Origin of the sequence: Xanthomonas sp. BRIP62418 (assembly GCF_003993495.1) — a bacterium.
In the GTDB taxonomy this organism is placed as follows: domain Bacteria; phylum Pseudomonadota; class Gammaproteobacteria; order Xanthomonadales; family Xanthomonadaceae; genus Xanthomonas; species Xanthomonas euroxanthea.
This window is the reverse complement of the sequence record NZ_QEZG01000035.1, coordinates 1-20,338: the sequence shown is the minus strand read 5'-3', so window position 1 is coordinate 20,338 and position 20,338 is coordinate 1. Positions and strand designations below refer to the sequence as shown.

At 66.9% G+C, this 20,338-nt stretch carries 13 protein-coding genes and 1 pseudogene; 6 read left to right on the top strand and 8 right to left on the bottom strand.

Annotation, left to right across the window (positions count from 1 at the left end; genetic code table 11):
* Positions 1–38 precede the first annotated feature (38 nt).
* A complete protein-coding gene (locus EO174_RS09925) occupies positions 39–920 on the bottom strand; it encodes an outer membrane protein assembly factor BamD (RefSeq protein WP_104583641.1) in 882 nt (293 codons plus the stop codon).
* A gap of 120 nt (positions 921–1,040) precedes the next feature.
* Between EO174_RS09925 and rluD the strand changes: the two genes are divergently transcribed.
* On the top strand, positions 1,041–2,036 hold the full coding sequence (rluD, locus tag EO174_RS09920; RefSeq protein WP_104583640.1) for a 23S rRNA pseudouridine(1911/1915/1917) synthase RluD: 996 nt from the start codon (positions 1,041–1,043) through the stop codon (positions 2,034–2,036).
* A gap of 1 nt (position 2,037) precedes the next feature.
* Positions 2,038–2,853, top strand: coding sequence for a peptidoglycan editing factor PgeF (gene pgeF, locus EO174_RS09915; protein ID WP_126944183.1), 816 nt, complete (start codon positions 2,038–2,040; stop codon positions 2,851–2,853).
* A gap of 323 nt (positions 2,854–3,176) precedes the next feature.
* On the opposite strand, the gene EO174_RS09910 is transcribed toward pgeF, so the two are convergent.
* From EO174_RS09910 to EO174_RS09885, 6 genes are all read right to left on the bottom strand, one after another.
* Entirely contained in the window at positions 3,177–5,045 is a 1,869-nt protein-coding gene (locus tag EO174_RS09910; protein WP_126944180.1) for a methyl-accepting chemotaxis protein, read from the bottom strand.
* 692 nt (positions 5,046–5,737) lie between these two features.
* Positions 5,738–8,176, bottom strand: a complete 2,439-nt coding sequence (locus EO174_RS09905; RefSeq protein ID WP_184355138.1) for a glucose/quinate/shikimate family membrane-bound PQQ-dependent dehydrogenase — start codon at positions 8,174–8,176, stop codon at positions 5,738–5,740.
* Positions 8,177–8,793: 617 nt separating this feature from the next.
* On the bottom strand, positions 8,794–10,161 hold the full coding sequence (gene otsA, locus EO174_RS09900; protein ID WP_104583636.1) for an alpha,alpha-trehalose-phosphate synthase (UDP-forming): 1,368 nt from the start codon (positions 10,159–10,161) through the stop codon (positions 8,794–8,796).
* Positions 10,158–11,936 carry a glycoside hydrolase family 15 protein gene (locus EO174_RS09895; protein WP_104583635.1) on the bottom strand — a complete coding sequence of 593 codons (1,779 nt, stop codon included), beginning with the start codon at positions 11,934–11,936 and terminating at the stop codon, positions 10,158–10,160. The genes otsA and EO174_RS09895 overlap by 4 nt, the downstream gene beginning before the upstream one ends.
* 46 nt (positions 11,937–11,982) lie before the next feature.
* Positions 11,983–12,741, bottom strand: coding sequence for a trehalose-phosphatase (gene otsB / locus EO174_RS09890; RefSeq protein ID WP_126944174.1), 759 nt, complete (start codon positions 12,739–12,741; stop codon positions 11,983–11,985).
* Positions 12,742–12,869: 128 nt separating this feature from the next.
* Positions 12,870–15,305 (bottom strand): TonB-dependent receptor, encoded by a 2,436-nt coding sequence (locus EO174_RS09885; protein WP_126944170.1) that lies wholly within the window; start codon positions 15,303–15,305, stop codon positions 12,870–12,872.
* Between the two features lie 226 nt (positions 15,306–15,531).
* On the opposite strand from EO174_RS09885, the gene EO174_RS09880 reads away from it, so the two are divergent.
* From EO174_RS09880 to EO174_RS09865, 4 genes are all read left to right on the top strand, one after another.
* A complete protein-coding gene (locus tag EO174_RS09880) occupies positions 15,532–16,005 on the top strand; it encodes a DUF3574 domain-containing protein (RefSeq protein ID WP_126944167.1) in 474 nt (157 codons plus the stop codon).
* 154 nt (positions 16,006–16,159) lie between these two features.
* Positions 16,160–17,032 carry a hypothetical protein gene (locus EO174_RS09875; protein ID WP_241239998.1) on the top strand — a complete coding sequence of 291 codons (873 nt, stop codon included), beginning with the start codon at positions 16,160–16,162 and terminating at the stop codon, positions 17,030–17,032.
* Between the two features lie 137 nt (positions 17,033–17,169).
* A complete protein-coding gene (locus EO174_RS09870) occupies positions 17,170–18,771 on the top strand; it encodes a hypothetical protein (RefSeq protein WP_126944161.1) in 1,602 nt (533 codons plus the stop codon).
* The gene (locus EO174_RS09865) at positions 18,771–19,937 is read left to right on the top strand and encodes a lysozyme inhibitor LprI family protein (protein WP_126944304.1); all 1,167 of its coding nucleotides are present in this window, start codon (positions 18,771–18,773) and stop codon (positions 19,935–19,937) included. The genes EO174_RS09870 and EO174_RS09865 overlap by 1 nt, the downstream gene beginning before the upstream one ends.
* A gap of 27 nt (positions 19,938–19,964) precedes the next feature.
* On the opposite strand, the pseudogene EO174_RS23055 reads toward EO174_RS09865, so the two are convergent.
* Positions 19,965–20,338 (bottom strand): annotated as a pseudogene (locus EO174_RS23055) (hypothetical protein); the annotation flags it as partial.

The window sequence follows — 20,338 nt, the reverse complement described above, 5'->3', positions numbered from 1 at the left end:
CCTTGCGGCCCCTTCTCATCACACCGGCGGCTGATCGCTCAGTCGCGGCTCATCTGTGCATTGCGCTGACCGGTGGCGGCGGACTTCTCGCCGGCGAACGGGTTGAGCTTGCGGATGGCCCACGGGTACTTCGGCCAATTGCCGGTCAGCCACGGATGCTGCGGGCTGTTGAGCTCCAGCACGCGGCGGGCATCGGCGGCCAGGGTCTTGTTGCCCAGGTGGGTGTAGGCCTCGGCCAGCACCGCCACCGCGTCGTATTGGTAGGCGCTCTGCGGATAGGTTTCCAGCAGGTAGTTGGCGCGACCGGCCGCCGACACCCAGGCATTGCGACGCAGGTAGTACAGCGCGTTGTCCAGTTCGTGCTGGGCGAACACGTCGCGCAGCTCGATCATGCGCTTGCGCGCATCCGGCGCGTAGCGGCTGTTCGGGTAGCGGTCGGTCACGGTGTTGAAGTCGTTGTAGGCCTGCTGCGGCGAGGACAGGTCGCGGCGGCTCGGGTCCAGCGACCAGACGCGGCGCAGGAACACCGTGTCGCGGTTGCTGTTGGCCAGCCCGCGCAGGTAATAAAGGTACGAGATGTTGCGATGGGTCGGGTAGGTCCGGATGAAGCGGTCGACGCTGGAGACGGTGTCGTCGTGCTTGCCGGCCTTGTACTGGGCGTAGGCGGTTTCGATCATCGCCTGCTCGGTGTACGGGCCATACGGGTACTGGGCGATCAGGCGCTTGTAGCTGGCTTCGGCGCCGGCCCAGTTGCCTTTCTCCATCAGGTCGTGGCCCTTGCCGTAGAGCTGCTCGACCGGCATGCCCTCGTCGGGATTCTTGTCCTTGGCGCCGCGGTGGCAGCCGGTGACGACGAACGCCATGACCAGCATGAGGGCAATCAGGCGCGCAGGCGCGGAAAACGTGGACCGTCGGATCATGGGTCTGGGCAGGACGCATCAGGAAAACGAGAGCGCGATGATAGCCTAGTGGCCTGTCCGGCGACTGACTCCCGCCGCCCGGACCCCCAAATTCCCGCTTTTGCCCGAGTGCCTGTGTCCATGTCCGACCCATCTGCCGACCCCCTCGACCCGTCCATCCGCCAGGCCATCGTGCCCGACAACGCCGCAGGACGCCGTTTCGACGCGGTGCTGGCCGAGCTGTTTCCCGAATTCTCGCGTTCGCGCCTGTCGGAGTGGATCAAGTCCGGCGATGCGCTGCTGAACGGGGAAATGGCGCGCCCGCGCGACACCTTGCGCGGCGGCGAGAGCGTGCAGGTGCAGGTGGTGCTGGAAACCCAGACCCATGCCGCGCCGCAGGACATCCCGCTGAGCGTGCTGTACGAAGACGAGCAGGTGCTGGTGATCGACAAGCCGGCCGGGCTGGTGGTCCACCCGGGTGCCGGCAACCCGGACGGCACCCTGGTCAACGCCTTGCTGTTCCGCGACCCGGCGCTGGCGGCGGTGCCGCGCGCCGGCGTGGTGCACCGGCTGGACAAGGACACCAGCGGGGTGATGGTGGTGGCGCGCACCGTGCAGGCGCAGACCGCGCTGGTGGAACAGCTGTCCGCACGCGATGTGCACCGCCAGTACCTGGCGGTGGTGGTGGGCGCGCTGGTCTCCGGCGGCACCGCCAATGCGCCGATCGACCGCCATCCGCGCGATCGGCTGAAGATGGCGGTACGCGACGACGGCCGCGATGCGGTCACCCACTACCGCCTGCGCGAGCGCTTCCGCGCGCATACCGCGCTGGAATGCCGGCTGGAAACCGGGCGCACCCACCAGATCCGCGTGCACATGGCGCACCTGAAGTCGCCGATCGTCGGCGACCCGCTGTACGGCGGCGCGCTGAAGCTGCCCAAGGGCGCCAGCGACGAACTGGTGCACGAGCTGCGTACCTTCAAGCGCCAGGCATTGCATGCCGAAACCCTGGAGTTCCTGCACCCGGTCAGCGGCGAGCCGGTGCGCGCCAGCGCGCCGGTGCCGGCGGACCTGCAGCGGCTGATGACCGCGCTGCGCGAAGACAGCGCACGCGCCGCCGAGCTGGCACGCCGCTGAGATGGCCGCCGCCGCGCCCTTCGTGCTGCCGGCCGACTGGCCGGCGCCGCCGCGCATCCATGCGCTGACCACGCTGCGCTACGGCCTGGGCGGCTCGCTGACGCCGTTCGACACGCTTAACCTCGGCAACCGCAACAGTGCCGAGGGCGACGTGCCGGAGCAGGTGGAACGCAACCGGGCGCTGCTGGTCGAGGCGTTGGCACTGCCCGGCACCCCGCAGTGGCTGCGTCAGGTGCATGGGGTGGAGGTGCTGCGCGTCGATGCGCCCGCGCCTGCGCCCGGCGAGTGGGTGCGTGCCGCAGGCACTGTCGCCCCAACAGCGCAGGAACCGGTTGCCGACGCAGCGGTGACCGCGGTGCCCGGCGTGGTGCTTGCGATCCTCACCGCCGACTGCCTGCCGGTCGTGCTCGCGGCCAGGGATGGCAGCGAAGTGGCCGCCGCGCATGCCGGCTGGCGCGGCCTGGCCGACGGCATGCTGGAGCGCAGCGTGGCGGCGATGCGCACGCCGCCACAGCAGGTGAGGGCCTGGTTGGGGCCGGCAGCGGGGCCGCAGGCCTATGAAATCGGTGAAGACGTGTTCAACGCCTTCGTCGCGCACGATGCGCAGGCACGCGCCGCGTTCGTCGCGACCCGCCCGGGGCATTGGCTGGTAGATCTGTATGCATTGGCGCGTCAGCGCCTGCAGCGTGCCGGTGTGCCGGCCAGCGCCATCCACGGCGGCGGGCTGTGCACCATTTCCGAGCCGCAACGCTTCTTCTCGCATCGTCGCGACCGCCGTAGCGGACGCATGGCCACGCTGGCCTGGATCGCGCCCTGAGCATGCAGTTGTTTGCGCAGGATGCGTTCGCGCAGCTGCCTGCGCCGGAGCAGCACGCGCGGTTTCTGGACTAGCGCCGCAACTCGATGTGGGGGCGCACATGGGCGCGATGGGTCTTACTGGTAATGCTTCGTCGCGCCCGGGTGCGCTCCTACGTAGCGTGGCGATTTTTACGATGGCTCGCTGATTTGCAGCGTTGGTCGGTCGCGCGTGCTGGATGGTATGGCAGACAGGTGTAGGAGCGCACCTGGGCGCGATGGGGCGTTACCGGGAAAGCCTTATCGCGCCCAGGTGCGCTCCTACGGTGATTCCGTGACGGCGGCTTACGCGGCTGCGTTTCCGAAACTTGCGTGCACTGCTTTCGGGGTGCCGCCGTGTGCGGATTGCAGGCGGAAGATCGACACCGCATCGGCCAACTCCACGGCCTGTTCTTCCAGACTGCGCGCGGCGGCGGTGGCTTCTTCCACCAATGCCGCGTTGCGCTGGGTGACTTCGTCCAGTTGCGCGACGGTGCGGTTGACCTGTTCGATGCCGCTGGATTGCTCGGCGCTGGCGGCGGTGATCTCGCTCATGATGTCGGTGACGTGTTTGACCGAGCCGACGATCTCGCGCATGGTCGCGCCGGCGCGGTGCACCAGGCCCGAGCCGAGTTCGACCTTGTCGGTGGAGTCGGCGATCAGCGTCTTGATCTCCTTGGCCGCATCGGCCGAGCGCCGCGCCAGGGCGCGCACCTCCGAGGCAACCACCGCAAAGCCGCGGCCCTGCTCGCCAGCGCGGGCGGCTTCCACCGCGGCGTTGAGCGCCAGGATATTGGTCTGGAAGGCGATGCCGTCGATGACGCCGATGATCTCGCCGATCTTGCGCGAGGCGGTGCTGATCTGGCCCATGGTGGACACCACAGCGTCCATCACCTGGCCGCCGTTCTGCGCCACTTCGCCGGTGCCCACCGCCAGCCGGTTGGCCTGCAGCGCGCTGTCGGCGTTCTGCTTCACGGTAGAGGTGAGTTCCTCCATGGAGCTGGCGGTTTCTTCCAGATTGGCGGCCTGCTGCTCGGTGCGCTCGGACAGGTCGGTGTTGCCGGCGGCGATTTCCATCGCCGCGCGGCGGATCGTGTCCGATGCGATCTGGATACCGCCGATGATCTCGGTCAGACGGGTCACGGTCTGGTTGGTGTCGTCGCGCAGGCGCGCAAAGATGCCGTGCGCATCGCCGTCCACGCGCTGGGTGAGGTCGCCGTCGGCCAGGGCACCGATCACGCGCGCCAACGCGGCCAGGTGGGTTTCCACCGAGTCGTAGATGCGGTTGATGCCCTGGGCCAGCGACAGCAATACGCCGTCCATGCCGTCGATCTGCATGCGCCGGCTGAAATCGCCGGCCGCGGCGGCATCGATGATCTGGATCAGCGTCTGCTCGGCGTTGACCTGCGCGGTGACGTCCACCCACTGTGCGATGGTGCCCAGCCTGGCGCCGTCGGCGGCGATGATCGGGCTGTAGACGAAGTCGATCTGGCGGCCGAAGAACGGCGCGCGCACCGCCTTGGAGGCGGTCAATGCACGCATGCGGTCGATCGCGGCCTGGCTGTCGGGATAGATGTCGCCGATGCTGCCGCCGACGAACCCTTCGGCATGGAAGCCGGGGCGGAAGCTCTGCACATCCGGCTCGATCAGCTTGAGCATCGCCAGCAGCTTGCGGTTGGCAAACAGCACCTGGCCATCGTCGTCGGCGATGCGGATCATGGTGTCCAGGTCGTCCAGCGCCTTGATCACGAACTGGCCGTGGCGCAGGCCCTGTTCCATCACATCCAGGCGGATGGCCAGCTTGTCCTGGGTCGCCTGCAGCGCATGCAGCAACGGCGCGAGCTCGCCGGCGGCGTTGCGCAGGTCCAGGCGCTGGAAGTGCCCGTCACCGATGGCCGTCACCGTGCCGACGGCCTGTTGCAGTTGCGCGACGTTGCGGCGGCGCGACCACCACCACAGCCCCGCACTTGCCGCGCCCAGCACCAGCAGCGCCGGCAGCAGGCGCGTCAACCCGGCCCAGACGCCGCCGGGCAACAACATGGTCGCATGGAGCGTGAGCAAGGCCAGCAGCCCGAGCTGTGCAGCGGCAGGCAGCCATGTGGCACTGGTGAGACGCGCAAGGCTCCGGCCGGAAGGCGGGCGGGAGACGGCAGTGGCATCGAATGAGGGCGACATAGGCTGAGTCCAACGGAGTGATTCGGAGTGGGGAGCGCTGTCCTGCACTGCATGGGCTGCTATGGGGTATCGGCGGCCGAGCCCGAATCATGACGGCGTGAAATTGCCGTTCGTCGGAATCTGTCGGCCGTACCCCTGAAAACCCCGATGTAGTTGATTTGGAAGCGGTTTCAGTGCCGCCCGGTACACTGCAGAGCCGTGAGGTGTCACTAGACACCCGCCTCCAAATTGTAAATTCCACGTGAAATATCGACGGCTGCCGTCAACACTTCTTAGACCTGGACTCCACGCCATTTGATCGCGTGTCTGTGACCAAGAATGGCCGCAGCGCCATCAGCGCGACCCCACGAATACACATCGAGGCGCGGGAACCGGGAATGGAGAATCGGGAATAGGTAATAGGGAATAGGGAATAGGGAATAGGGAATCGGGAATCGGGAATCGGGAAATAGGGAGTCGGATGCCCTACAGACCGAGATCAGCGAAACGCTACGAATAGACATCGAAGAGCGGAATGGAGAATCGGGGAATCAGGCGACCCACAGGCCCAGCCCAGCCCAAAGCGACAGAAAGACGCTTTTCCGATTCCCGATTCCCGATTCCCCAATCCCCAATCCCCAATCCCCAAAAAAAAACCGGCCATCTCGCGATGGCCGGTCTATCGATACCTAACTAGCTGACGCTACATCGGCTTACTTCGCCGGCTTGGCACCTGCCTCGTCCGGCAGCGCCCAGGCGATCACGCTGTCGCCCGACTTGGTTTCCATGCGGTCGTGTCCGCCCACTGCGGCCACGATGTACTGCTTGCCGTCGATGGTGTAGCTCAGCGGCGCGGCCTGCGGGCCAGCCGGCACGCGGGTCTCCCAGACCTGCTTGCCGGTGCGGGTGTCGAAGCCGCGCATGAAATCATCCAGGGACGCGCCGATGAAGGTCACGCCGCCGGCGGTGGCCAGCGAGCCGCTGTTGTTGGGCGTGCCGATCTCGAACTTGGTCTTGGACGGGATGCCCATCGGGCCCTGGTCGTAACCGGTGCCCAGCGGACGGCGCCAGATCACCTGCTGGGTGCGCAGGTCCACGCCGGAAATGTAGCCCCACGGCGGTGCCACGCACGGCGTGTTGAGCGGCGACATCCACGGCTCCTTGCGGGCACCGTAGGCCAGACCCTTCTGCGCCATGTAGCCGGGCGTCTTGCTCTTGCCGTCGAACACCGATACCACGCCCAGCTCATTCATCTTTTCGCGGGTGTAGACCTGCAGGGTGTAGGGCAGGCGATTGCTGTTCATCACCATGATGCCGCGCTGCAGATCGACCGAGACGCCGCCCCAGTTGATGCCGCCGTGGTTGCCGGTGAAGGCCAGCGAGCCTTGCAGGGTCGGCGGGGTGAACATGCCTTCGTAGCGCAGCTGCTTGAACTGGATGCGGCAGGCCAGCTGGTCGAATGGGGTCATGCCCCAGGCATCGGATTCGATAATGGTCTCGTAGTCACGGCTCGGCGCGCCCACGGTATTGGGCATGCCCGGCGAGATCGGCTGCGTGGCCGCGGTCCAGTCGCCGTGATCGGTGCCCTGCGGCACGGCGATCTGCTTGACCGGCATGAGCGGTGCGCCGGTGGCGCGGTCCAGCACGAACACCTGGCCGGACTTGGTGGCCTGGATCACCGCCGGGCGGGTACCGCCACCGGCCACCGGCCAATCGACCAGGTTCGGCTGCGGGCCGATGTCGTAATCCCACAGGTCGTGGTTGACGGTGCGGAAGTGCCAACGCTCCTTGCCGGTGGCCGCATCCACGGCAACCAGCGAAGCGGTGTATTCCTCATCCTGCGGGGTGCGGCCCTTGCCGAAGAAATCACCCGAGGCATTGCCGGTCGGCAGATACACCAGGCCCAGCTCGTCGTCGGCGGACATCAGCGACCACACGTTCGGGGTCGAACGGGTGTAGGTCTGCCCGGCCGGCGGCTCGGCGGTGATCGCCGGGTTGCCCAGGTCCCAGGCCCAGCGCAGCTGACCGGTGAGCGCATCGAAGCCGCGCACCACGCCCGACGGCGCATCGCCTTCCTGGCCGTCGCGGACCTGGCCGGTGGGCTGGATCACCACGCCGCGCATCACCACCGGCGGCGAGGTCGGGCCGACGAAGCCGGGCTTGGTGTTGCCGGTGCCGGCGTTGAGATCGACAAAGCCGTTGGTGCCGAAGCTGGTGCACAGCTTGCCGGTCTGCGCGTCCAGCGCGCCAAGGCGGCCATCGACCATCGGCCAGAAGATCCGCGTCGGGCACTCGGCGGTGCCTTGCGGCGCCTGGTAGTACGACACGCCGCGGCAGGTGGTGGCGGCAACGCCGGCCATCGCCTTCGGATTGGTCTGCGGATCGAAGCGCCAGCGCTCCTTGCCGTTGGCCGCTTCCACCGCGATCACTTTCTGGGTCGGGGTGCAGATGTAGAGCAGGTCGCCGACCTTGAGCGGGGTGTTCTGGAAGGCATAGCCCAGCTTGGAGCCGGCCGGCTTCAGGTCGCCGGTATGGAACTCCCAGGCCACCTTCAGGTCCTTGGCGTTTTCCGGGGTGATCTGCGCGCCGGGGGTGTAATGGTTGGACAGGTTGGAGCCGGCGTACGCGGTCCAGTTGCTGGCATCGTGATTGGCCGCGACGTTGCCGTCCGGGCTGGGCACGTTGCCGCGGCTGAAGGGCGCCGCGTTCTCGGCCGGCAGCTTGGAGGCATCGGCCAGTTCGACATTGCGCGGTGCCAGCAACGGCCACAGGATCAGCGTCGCGCCCAGGATCGGCAGCACGCCGGTCACCAGCACATAGCCCAGCCCCGACAACGGCTGCATGCGGCGACGGGCCACGCCCCAGAACGGCAGCAGCACCAGCCCCAGCACCGATAGCCAGGCCAGACGCGGGACCAGACCCCAGCCATCCAGGCCCACTTCCCACAGCGCCCAGGCGATAGTGGCCGCCAGGGTTGCACCAAACAGCCACAGGCCGGCACGCTTGCCCAATGCCAGCAACACGCCGGCCAGGAACAGGCCGATGCCCGCCAGCAGGTAATACCAGGAACCACCGACGGCGACCAGGCGGCCGCCCTCGTAGGCAAGCACCGCACCGAGCACGGCGATCACCACGGCATAGACCACCAGCAACCAGGTGCCTAGTCCACGTTTTGAGGATTGATCAGTCATTTTGAGATGTCAGGAAGGACCCAGGCACCGGCAGGCGATGGCGAGTCGTGGAGGGAGAAAGATCACAGGCTGGCGAAGGGCGGCCCGTGTTCTAACTAAAACGTCCTAAACAAGAACGTCCGGATATGAACGCGCAGCCCCTCCCAGGTTCTCAGCGCTACTCATGTAAATATTTTAGACCGCAACGACGCTCGTGTCCGTGACGGAATGGGAACCAGTGTTCAGGCCGTGCATCGCAGCGCGGGAAGTGCTTAAAACCGCAGGGATGGAGAGTGCCGGTGATCTCAGGTGGTCCTGGTGGCATTCGCGCATGGCGACAACATGCGTCATCCGGCTGTAACTCTAATTTGTTATTGACGCAAGTGATGAGGCGGGATTCGGCATTCGGGAATGGCGAGTCGTGCACGCCGGGATTTTCGACTCAGGAATCTTCCACTTGCACCGGCAGACGTATTCTCATCGCCCTTCAGGCACTTTCTCCCGATGCAAGAAAAAAGGCGCCGGCAATGCGCGGCGCCTGAGTGTGCTGATCGCGGTGTGCGCGGGTAGCGTGTTGCTGGTAAGGCGCAAATCCAAAGTCAGATATCGGCCAGCGCCTGCAAATACCGCTGGCGCCAGTGGTTGATATTGTTCTTGCGCAGATGATCCATCATCGCCCGCCAGCGCTCGATGCGCGTTGCCAACGGCATGCTTGCGGCGGTGGCGATCGCATCGGCCACGCCGTCGAGGTCGTGCGGATTGACCAGCAGCGCTTCCTTCATTTCATCGGCGGCACCGGCCAGCAACGACAGCACCAGCACGCCGGGATCCTGCGGATCCTGCGCTGCGACAAATTCCTTGGCGACCAGATTCATGCCATCGCGCAGCGGCGTGACCAGACCGACCGAGGCGGCGCGATAGAAACCGGTCAAGGTCGCATGGCTGAAGTTCTGATTGACGTAGCGTAGCGGCGTCCAATCCGGCTCGGCATGCCCGCCGTTGATATGGCCTGCGATCTGCTCCAGTTGCCCGCGCAACCGGCGATATTCGTTGACATCGCCACGCGACACCGGCGCGATCTGCAGGTAGGTCAGGCTGCCGGACTGCTCCGGGTAGCGCTCCAGATAGCGCTCGAACCCCTGGAAGCGTTCCGGCAGGCCTTTGGAATAATCCAGCCGGTCCACGCCGATCGCCAGTTGCCGGCCGCGCAGGCTTTCGCGCAGGTCGCGCACGGCCTGCTTGCCGACCGAGGCCTTGGCCTGGTTGGCGATCAACTCGGTATCGATCCCGATCGGGAAGGCCGCGGCACTGAAGCGACGCCCGCCTGGGCCCTCGACGATGTCGCCGTCCAGGATGCGGCCGCCGCCGAACAGGCGCACATAGGCCTTGAAGCGCTCGGCGTCGCGCTGGGTCTGGAAGCCGACCAGATCGTAGGCGTAGAACGTGCTGAACAGGCGCGCGTGATCTGGCATCGCCTGCATCAGGTCGGCCGAGGGCATCGGCACGTGCAGGAAGAAGCCCATCTTGCAGCCCACCCCCAGCTCGCGCAGCATCGCGCCCAGCGGGATCATGTGGTAGTCGTGGATCCACAAGGTGTCGCTGTCCTTCAACAACGGCGCCAGCTTTTCGGCGAACAGCCGATTGACCCGCATATAGCCTTCGCGGGTGGCGCGGTCGTAGTCGACCAGGTCCAGGCGGAAGTGCAGCAGCGGCCACAGCGTGCGATTGGCAAAGCCGTTGTAGTACGAATCGATGTCGCGCTTGTTGAGGTCCATTGTGACGAACTTGATGTCGCCCTCGGTCTGCTCGTGCATGCCGCCGCTGTCGCCGCGCACGGTCTTGCCGCTCCAGCCGAACCACACGCCGCCACGCTCCTTGAGCGCCGCCAACAAGCCCACCGCCAGGCCGCCGGCACGGTTTTCGCCGGGCACCGCGACGCGGTTGGATACCACCACCAAACGACTCATGACGCCTCCTGCCAGCTGCGCGACAAGCGCATCGCTGCGATGATCAAACCCACATGCGAATAGGTCTGGGGGAAGTTCCCCCAGGCTTCGCCGTCTTCGAACGATAGATCCTCGGACAGCAAGCCGAGGTGATTGCGGCGCGAGAGGATGCGCTCGAACAATTCACGCGCCTCCTCCTTGCGACCGATCGCGGCCAGCGCGTCGATGTACCAGAACGTGCAGATGGTGAAGCTGGTTTCCGGCTCACCGAAGTCATCCGGTGCGATGTAGCGGTACAGCGCATCGCCATGCTTGAGTACGCGGCCGACGGCTTCGACCGTGCGCACGAAGCGGCTGTCGTCGTTGGCGACGATGCCGATATCGGCCAGCAGCAACAGCGATGCATCCAGGCGATGACCGCCCAGCGTATCGGTGAAATGACCACGTTCCTCGCTCCATGCCTCGCTCAGCACGCGTGCGCGGATGGTGTCGGCGCGCTCGCGCCAGTACACGCTGCGCTCGGGCAGCACCAGCCGGTCGGCGATCTTGGACAGCCGGTCGCAGGCAGCCCAGCACATCGCAGCGGTGTAGGTATGCACTTCGGCGCGTCCGCGGAATTCCCACAGGCCGGCGTCGGGCACGTCATGCAGCGCGAACGCGCGCTCACCCAGCGGCTCCAGGCGGCGGAAGGTATCCGCATCGCCCTGATCCTTCAGGCGCAGATCGAAGAACAGCTGCGTGGATGCCAGCACCACGCTGCCATAGACGTCGTGCTGCTGCTGGATCCAGGCCAGGTTGCCGCGCCGTACCGGGCCCATGCCGCGATAGCCGTCCATCGTCTCGACTTCGTGCTCTTCCAGCTGCGATTCGAAACCGACGCCGTACAGCGGCTGCAGCGTGCCGTCGGCGGTGGCGATGTTGAAGATGTAGCCGATGAACTGCTCCATCGTGCGCGTGGCGCCCAAGCGATTGAGCGCGCGCACCACGAACGCAGCATCGCGCAACCAGCAATAGCGGTAATCCCAGTTGCGCGGGGTGTTGGGCGCCTCCGGGATCGAGGTGGTCATCGCCGCGATGATCGCGCCGCTGTCCTCGTACTGGCACAGCTTGAGCGTGATCGCACTGCGGATCACCGCTTCCTGCCAGTCCAGGGGAATCGACAGGTAGCGCACCCATTCGCGCCAGTATTCCTCGGTGCGTTCCTGCGCTTCCTGCACGTAACCGGTGAGCGAGCGGGTCAGCGATTCGTCCACGCCCAGCACCAGGTTGACCGGGTGGCTGAGCACGAACGGCAGGCCGTCGCGCACGAAGCGGACCGGCACATCGGTGGTCAGGCGCAGGGTGAACTCGGGCAGCACCCAGCGGATGTGGTTGCTGCCCCAGGTGGTCTCCGGACTGCGGCCACCCCAGTCGGCCAGCGGGCGCGCACGCACGATGATGCGCGGGTTGCCTGCCAGCGGGCGGATCTGCCGGATGATGCTGACGGGCCGATAGAAGCGCCCGTTGTTGCGCCAGCGCGGCGCGAAGTCGATGACTTCCACTTCGCCGCCGTGGCTGTCGCGCAATACGGTGCGCAGCACGGCGGTATTGGGCAGGTAATGCTGCTCGCTGCTGGCGAAGTCTTCCAGCTCCACCGCGAAGTCGCCGCCTTCGCCCTTGGGCGAGAGCAGCGAACAGAATGCCGGGTCGCCGTCGAAGGCCGGCAGGCAACTCCACACCACACGTGCCTGCCGATCGACCAATGCCCCAAAGCTGCAGTTGCCGATGACGCCCAGATCCAGGTTTGGCTCGGTCATGGAGTGCGAACGATCCTTTTGAAGAGAAGAGGGAAGCGCGCCGCGCTCAGGCCTGGCGCGCGTTGCGTTGCAGCCACGCATGCACGTCGGCGGTACCGTAGACGCGGAAGCGCGCGCTGGTCTGGGCGCGATCGCCGACCAGCACGCTCCAGCCGCCGAGACGATTGGCCGCTTCGAAGCCGAATTCGTCGGTGAGGTCATCGCCGACGAACACCGGCGTGCGGCCGGCGAATGCGCCGTGCTGCATCAGCTGTTCGACCGCCAGCCCCTTGTTGCTGCCTTCGGGCACGAATTCGACCACGTGGTCGCCCGGTTGCAGGCGATAGCCGGAAAGCTGGGCGATTTCCTGCTGCGCGAAGGCGAGCACCTCGGGGCCGGCGAGCGGTTGCGCGCGCCAGTGCAGCGCGACGCTGACGCCCTTGTCTTCGACCAGCACACCAGGGTGCCGGTGCGTGAGTGCGGCGGCGCGTTGGTGCAGGCCATGCAGCCACTCGGAGGTGTCCTGCGGCATTGCCGCGCGCGCAGCGATGTCGCTGCGAAGTTCGTGCCCGTGCAGGCCGGCGGCCGGGAGCAGCAGCGGCGCGAACAGGGCGTCCAGCTGCGACAGCGGTCGTCCGCTGACCAGTGCCACTGCGCCAGCGAGGCGCTGGCTCAGCTGGCCGATGGCCGCGCGGACCTCGGGCAGGAGCCGCACAGCCTCGGGGCTGTCGGCAAAGTCGATGAGGGTACCGTCCACGTCCAGAAACAATGCACAGGCATCGTCCAGCAATGGCGGCGACGGAAGGGGGGAGTGCACGTCTGCCATCGCGCTAGTGTGCGCAAAGCGATGTGATATTCAGGTTATGCAACAGCGGGGATTGGGGATTCAGGAGTGGGGATTGGCGCCTAGTCGCCCTTGCCAATCCCCCAATCCCCAATCCGCCAATCCCGGCGTCAGAAGGTGTAGCGCACCCGCCCGTACCAGTACGCGCCGTTGCTGCCGATCGGCGAGAGCACGTCGTAGGGCAGGTTGCCGAAGTAGGCGATGTCGTCGATGGAACGGTCCGAATAGTTGTCGAGGATGTTCTGGCCACCGATCGCCAGCGTCCATTGCGTGCCCAGGTGGTACTCGGCTTCCAGGTCCAGCTGCCATTCCGCGCCGTAGGTCTGGCGTGGCACGAAGCCGCCGCCGAAGTCGAACACGCGCGTCGCGCTGCCGTAGCGGTTGATGCGGGTCTGCAGGTTCCAGTGCTCGTTGTTCCAGTTGGCGGCCAGCGCGGCGCGTGTGCGCGGCGCCGCATCGGTGAGCGTGTTGCTCTCTTCGATGCCGAACAGCACGTAGTCCGGGTCCAGCGCGAGCAGCTGCGCCGGGGTGCCGATGACGTTCTTCAACTCGGTCTTGGCGTAGCTGTAGGTACCGGTCAGCAGCAGGTCGCCGCCGAAGGCGTACTGGCGCCAGTTGCCGACCAGCTCGGCGCCGCGGGTGCGGGTGTCGGCGGCGTTGAGGAAGTAGCTGGCGCTCTGCACCCCGCTGACGCCGAAGTTCTGCTGCACGAAGTCCGTCAGCGCGGTGCCGGTGATGTCTTCGGACAGCGCGATGCGGTCGTCGATGTCGATCTGGAAGAAGTCCAGCGACAGGTCGAAGTGATCGCCCAGCTGGCTGGTGAAGCCCAGGCTGTAGTTGAGCGATTTTTCCGGCTTCAGGTCGGTGGCGCCGAGCGCGCGGGCGATCGGGTTGTAGACCGACAGCAGGCGGCCCTGGGTCAGGCGACCGGCCGCGTCATAACCGGTGGACGTGGCTTCGTAGCCGATCTGGCTGAGCGAGGGTGCACGCACGTTGTTGGAGACCGCCCCGCGCAGCGCGAATGCCGGGGCGAACGCATAACGCGCGGCCAGCTTGCCGGTCCACTGGCTGCCGAAATCCTGGTAATGCTCGTAGCGGCCGGCCAGGTCGGTGGAGAACTTGTCGCCGAACTGGCTGGACACGTTGGCATAGGCGCTGGCCACGTTGCGCGACAGGTCGGCCTCGTCCTGCGGGCTCAGGCCGCCGCCGGCCTGCGAGCCGGTGGGGCGATCGGTGAACGGGCCGGCCGCATAGCTGGCCGGGTCGCCGGCATGGGTGCGGTATTGCTCGCGGCGGAACTCGGCGCCGGTGCCGAAGGTATGGGTGGCGCCGGCCGCATCGAACACCCGGGTCAGATCCAGGTTGGCCACGGTCTGCGCGAAGGCGAAATCGCCGGTCTTGAAGCGCGTGGTGCTGCCGGGGCCGAGCGAGGCGTTGAGCGAATTGCGCAGCCGGTAGGTGAAGTCGTTGCGGCCGTAGTTGACGCTGGCGTCGTAGTCCCAGTCGCCGAGCTGCCCACGGGCGCCGGCGACGATCTGCAGATCGCGATTCTCGCCTTCGGAAATCGGGCGGTAGCCGTTGGGGTAGATCTCGCGCCAGTTGGCGCTGCCATCCGGGTAACGGAAGTAGTTGGCGCCTTCGGTGTCACGCTGGTTGTAGGTGCCGAAGGCGTAGAACTCGCCGTTGGCGCTGAAGGGGACCTTGGTGTTGAGCCAGGCGTTCAGGCCCTTGGTGGCGCCATCGCCGAGCACGTAGTTGCGGCGGCCGGCCAGGGCCAGGTTGGCCGGGGTCTGTTCTTCGAACGGTGGAATCTGGTCGAAGCCGGCGCGATTGGTCGCTTCGCGATTCTTCAGCTCCAGGCCGACCTTGAAGAAGCCGCCGTCATCGCCGAGCAGCGTGCCGACCTTGGCGCTGGCGTAGCTGGTCTGGCCATCGGTGACACGACGGTTGATCGGCTCCACATCGGTGTTGTAGGCGCCGAAGCTGGCTTCCAGCTCGCCGCGCTCGGGGTTGTCGTCCAGGATCACGTTGATGACGCCGGCGATCGCGTCCGAGCCGTATTGCGCGCCGGCACCGTCGCGCAGCACTTCGATGCGCTTGATCGCATTGATCGGGATGGAATTGAAATCCACCGGCGTGGTGCCCTTGCCGATCTTGCTGTCGGTATTGACCAGCGCCGAGGTGTGCCGGCGCTTGCCGTTGACCAGCACCAGCACCTGGTCGGGCGAGAGGCCGCGCAGCTGCGCGGCGCGGATATGGTCGGCGCCGCCGGAGTTGGACTGGCGCGGGAAGTTGAACGAGGGCAGCAATGCCTGCAGCGCGCTACCGAGCTCGCCATTGACCACGCCGGCCTTGCGGATGTCCTCAGCCGTGAGCACGTCCACCGGGACGGTCGATTCCAGCACGGTGCGGTCGCTGGCGCGGGTGCCGGTGACGATCACGGTGTCCAGCGTGGTGGCGCCGGGGGCGGCCTGCTGGGCCTGTGCATTGGCGCTCAACGCGGCGGCGACGGCCAGGCCGATGGCCGAAAGGGTGGGGCGGGTCATGTCTTTCTCCTGCAACAGCAACTGCGAACGCGCCGCGCGGTCGGCATCCGGCCGGGCGGGGCGCAAAGGGGTTCGGATCGTCCACATTCATCCGGATAGAGAGATATTATCGCGTTGTTCAGGCGCGTGCGAGATGGCACAGTGCGCGCACGCCGGCATCAGCTGATGCCGGCCCTGCATGAGCCCGCCCCGATCCGTCGTAACCGTACCTGTTGTGGAGAAGTCGATGAAGTTGCTGCCGTCCTGCCTGCTTGCCGCCACGCTGGCGCTGTCCGCCTGCGCCACCACTCCCGGCGGCGCGCCGGGCTCGACCACTGCCAGCCTGCAAGGCGACGCGGCGCGGCCGTCGACGGCGCACGGTTGGGTGCGCAGCGAGCTGTACTTCGGTGTGGGCCAGGAGACCGGCCCGGCCGATCGCCCGCAGACCCGCACCATCGACGACACGCAATGGCGCGCGTTCCTGGACAAGGAAGTGACCCCGCGCTTCCCGGACGGGCTGACCGTGTTCGATGCCTACGGCCAGTGGCTGTTTCGCGGTGCCAAGGAGCCGAACCGGCTGGGCACCAAGGTGCTGGTGATCCTGCACGAGGACACCCCGCAGCGGCGCAACGACATCGAGGCGATCCGCCTGGCCTGGAAGCAGGCCACCGGGCACCAGTCGGTGCTGTGGTCGCGGCAGGCGGTGGAGGTGTCGTTCTGAGTGGTGCCGCTTGGCGCGGCCGCCGTACCTGCGGTGCGACCGCGGCGTGGGCAGCGGCACCGGCGAATGCTGCGCGTGCGGTGCAATGATGCGCTACATCCGTGCCTTTACAGCGGGCAGCTTCGTACTGGGTGAGGGGCCAGACCGGGTGGCCATGCGCCTTGAACATCTGCGCCGTCTGCATGTGCGCGCAGCCGGCGTGTGGTTGTCGACGGCGCTCTTCGGCCTGTCGTTCGCGGCCGCGGCACGCGATGCCAGCGTGCAGGTGACGATCGACGCGCACACGCATGCCACCGCCACGCTGGTCGGCGAACGCCTGCATGTGGTGTTCGCCCCGGGCGGCAAGGAGCAATGGCTCGACGCGAATGTGGACGACGGCGAAGGCGGCGCCGGCGTGGACAGCGACGACTACAACTTCGACGGACATCCTGACCTGGCGGTGTCGGCGATGCTCGGCCAGGTCAACGAGGCGGTGCTGGTGTTCGTGTTCGATCCGGCACAACGCCGGTTTCGTGCGCTGACCCCGCCCACGCGCCCGGCGGTGCAGTGCGAAGGCTTCTTCAACCTGACGCCCGACAAGTCGGACCGCAGCATGACCAGCTCCTGCCGCAGCGGGCCGATGTGGTACGCCGACGTGTATCGCTACGCGGCCGATGGGCGGTTGTATGTGGCCACGACCCAGCAGCCGATCGCTTCGCCGCAGATCCAGACCTTGCTCGATCCGGGCAGCGACGATGGCATGCCGCTGTCGGTATGGCCGCGCTACGACGCGCGTGGGGTGCGGGTGTCCAGCGCGATCGGCACCACGCTGGACGCGCCGATGCCGGTGCAGTTGCACGTGCAGGTGGCGCGTCTGCCGCTGTACGCCACACCTTCGGCGACCAGCACCAAGCGCTACCTGGTGCAGGGCGATCAGGCCGATGCGCTGGATGTCAGCGCCGACGCCACGCGCGTGCAGGTGCGCTATCGCAGCGCCAACCGTGGCGACATCGTCGGCTGGATCGAGGTCGAGGCGGCAATGAAATAGCGTGTGTCGCTACCTCAGGGCCGCCGCGTGCAGGACTGGCGGGCGCAATCGCGGCGACACGCTCTGATTCACCGCGGCGCTGTCGCGCGTGATGAGCAGCGGCTACCATCGGCCGATCCCCACGCTTCCTGGCTCCCATGTCGGCCCCTTCCTCGCGTACTGCGGCATCGCCGCGCTGGTTCGTCGCCGGCGACCTCAATGGCTTCTTCGGCCTGGTCGTCGACAATCTCTCCATCCTCGGTTTCATTGCGATGGCACTGGTCGGGATGTTCCAGTTCCCGGCCGAAGTGGTGTTCGGGCGCATGTTTCCCGGCACCGCGTTCGGCGTGCTGGTGGGCAACCTGCTTTACACCTTGATGGCGCGGCGGCTGGCCGCACGCAGCGGGCGCGACGACGTCACCGCGATGCCGCTGGGCCTGGATGCGCCGACCAGCATCGGCATGGCGCTGTTGGTGCTGGGCCCGGCGTTCGTCGGCTTCAAGGCGCAGGGGCTGGACCCGCAGGCGGCCGCCATCGCCACCTGGAAACTCGGCATGGCCTCGCTGGTGGTGATGGGCCTGCTCAAGCTGGTGCTGTCGTTTGTCGGCGAGGCGGTCACGCGCGCGCTGCCGCGTGCGGCCTTGCTCGGTTCGATCGCCGGCATCGCGCTGGTGCTGATGGGCCTGTTGCCGCTGCTGGAAACCCTGCGCTCGCCGGTGGCCGGCTTCGTCACCCTGGGCCTGTTGCTGTATGTGCTGCTGGCCAAGGGGCGGCTGCCGACCACGTTGCCCGGCGTGCTGGTGGCGTTCGTGATCGGCACTGCGTTGTATTACGGGCTGGGCCTGGCAGGCCTGGGTGCGCCGGGCTTTGCCGTGCCTGCGTTCACGCCGCCGACGATCGTGTTGCCGCTGCCGAACCTGGGCTTCATCGACGGCCTGCCGGCCGCGGTGGCGTATCTGCCGTTGTTGCTGCCGTTCGGCTTGTTGATGGTGGTGGGCGGCATCAATGTCAGCGAGAGCGCACGCGCGGCGGGCGATGACTACCGCACCCGCGACATCCTGCTGGTGGAAGCCTTGGCGACGCTGGTCGCCGGCGTCTGCGGCGGGGTGGCGCAGACCACGCCGTACATCGGCCAGCCGGCCTACAAGCACATGGGCGCGCGCTCCGGTTACACGCTGCTGACCGGCCTGTTCGTCGGCATCGGCGGCATGCTCGGCGTGATCTCCGGGTTGGTGCAGTGGCTGCCGCTGGCGGTGCTGGCACCGATCATCGTGTACGTGTCGATCGACATCACCACGCAGGCGTTCCAGGCCACGCCCAGGCAACATGCCGGCGCGATGGTGCTGGGCTTTCTGCCGTCGGTGGCGTACCTGCTGACCATCAAGGCGCCGGGCTGGATCCCGCCGGAGCAGCTGGTCGCACTCACCACCAAGCTCGATGGGCACGGCCTGCCGGAGCTGGCGGTGATCTTCGCGCTGGGTAACGGCTTCATCATCACCGCAATGCTGTGGATCGCCACGGTGGTGGCGATGATCGATGGCCGGCTGCGCCGCGGCGCGGTGTTCCTGCTGGTGGCCGCCGGGCTGACGCTGTTCGGCCTGATCCATTCGGTGGACCCGCGCGGTGGCATCTATCTGCCATGGTCGCTGCACGGCCTGGCGCGCGCGATCAGCTGGCAGTTCGTCGGTGCCTATGTCGCGCTGGCGGTGACCCTGCTGCTGCTCTCGTTGTTGCCTGCACGCAAGGACACGGTGCAATGATGTCCCGCTCAGGTGTATTGCGCGTGCTCATCGGTGGCGCCCTGTTGCTTGGCACCGGCGGCGCCTGGGCGACGTCGTTCGATTGCAAGCAGGCAGGTACAGCGGTCGAAAAACGGCTGTGCGCGGTGCCGGCGCTGGGCACGCTGGACGATCAGATCGACGCGTCCTATCGGGCGCTGGTGGACACCACGCCGCGGCACGCGGTCGCTGGCGTGCGGGATCAGCAGCGCGCCTGGTTGCGGCAGCGCAATGCCTGCGCGCAGGACGCCAAGCTGGACGGCTGCCTGCAACGCACATTGAAGGCCAGGGCCGATGCGTTGGCCAAGGCGCTCGTTGCGCAGCAGCAGGCACTGGACCGCATCATCGCCGCGATTCCTGCCGCGCCTGCCGACGCCACGCGCCACTTGCAGGGCTACGACACGCCGCTGGCCTCGGCGTGGCTGGCCTATCTGCATCAGTTCGTTCCGGCCGCGGGGGTGGATGCGGCGCTGGCGGATGCGCGGTTTGAAAGCGCACGCAAGGCGCTGCGCAAGGTCGACGACTTTGCCGCATCCCTGCTCGACGACGTGGAGGGCGTGCCTGCCATGCAGCCGCAGGAACGTATCCTGACGTTGTTGCGGATGTGGATCGAGCGCGACGACCGCGATCAGCGCCCGTACGTGCATTGCTTCATCTTCGCTACAGTGGGGGAGCCAGCATATGAGGCGTTCGGCTCGCTGTATGGCTCCACCCGCGACGGGTTCGCGCCCATCTGCGAGCCGCCGGGCGGCCTGTTTGCATTGGCCAGCTGGAAGCAGCTGGATGCCGGCTTCGACGGGTTGATCCAGGCCCTGGGCAAGGACGCAGGCACCATTCGCTACGCCAGTTACGCGGAGTGGAAAATCATCGCGCTACGCGCGTCGGTGTCGCCGTTGCTATACCTGACCCCGGCACTGCGCAAGCGCTACGGCGACGATCCGGACAAGGCGATTGCCGCCTGGACCGGGGAAGACAGCGATTGGCCGGCGGTACAGCGCAAGGCTGTGCGCGCGTTGCTACCGAAGGTGCGCGCCGACACTGCCGCATGGCTGGTGCGCGAGAAGCGCCTGCCTGCGAAACAGGCCGAGCAGGCGGCCGCCGCGATCGTGGCGGCCTGGGTGAATGCGCGGCTGGATTTCGCAGGTTGAGAGCGGTGGCAAGCCTGCTCGCGGATTTCAGGCGGGCGGTGGCGTCGCTTGATGCGGCAACGCCGGTCGTCCTGGTCCGAGACCAGGCGATGTGGATGAGCCAGAGCCAAAGCTAACGCCAAAGCCAAAGCCAAAGCCAAAGCCAAAGCCAAGGCCAAAGCCAAGGCCAAAGCCAAGGCCAAAGCCAAGGCCAAAGCCAAGGCCAAAGCCAAGGCCAAAGCCAAGGCCAAAGCCAAGGCCAAAGCCAAGGCCAAAGCATGCGATCTGCGGCTTGGCTGCAGGGTCCTTGCCCGCCCACCATCGCAGGACACGCCGCAAGTACGTCCATGTAGGCTCCGGCGCGGCATCCATGCCGCTCAGGGTCCCGCGACGGTGAGCGGGCAAGGACCAGTTGAGATGGT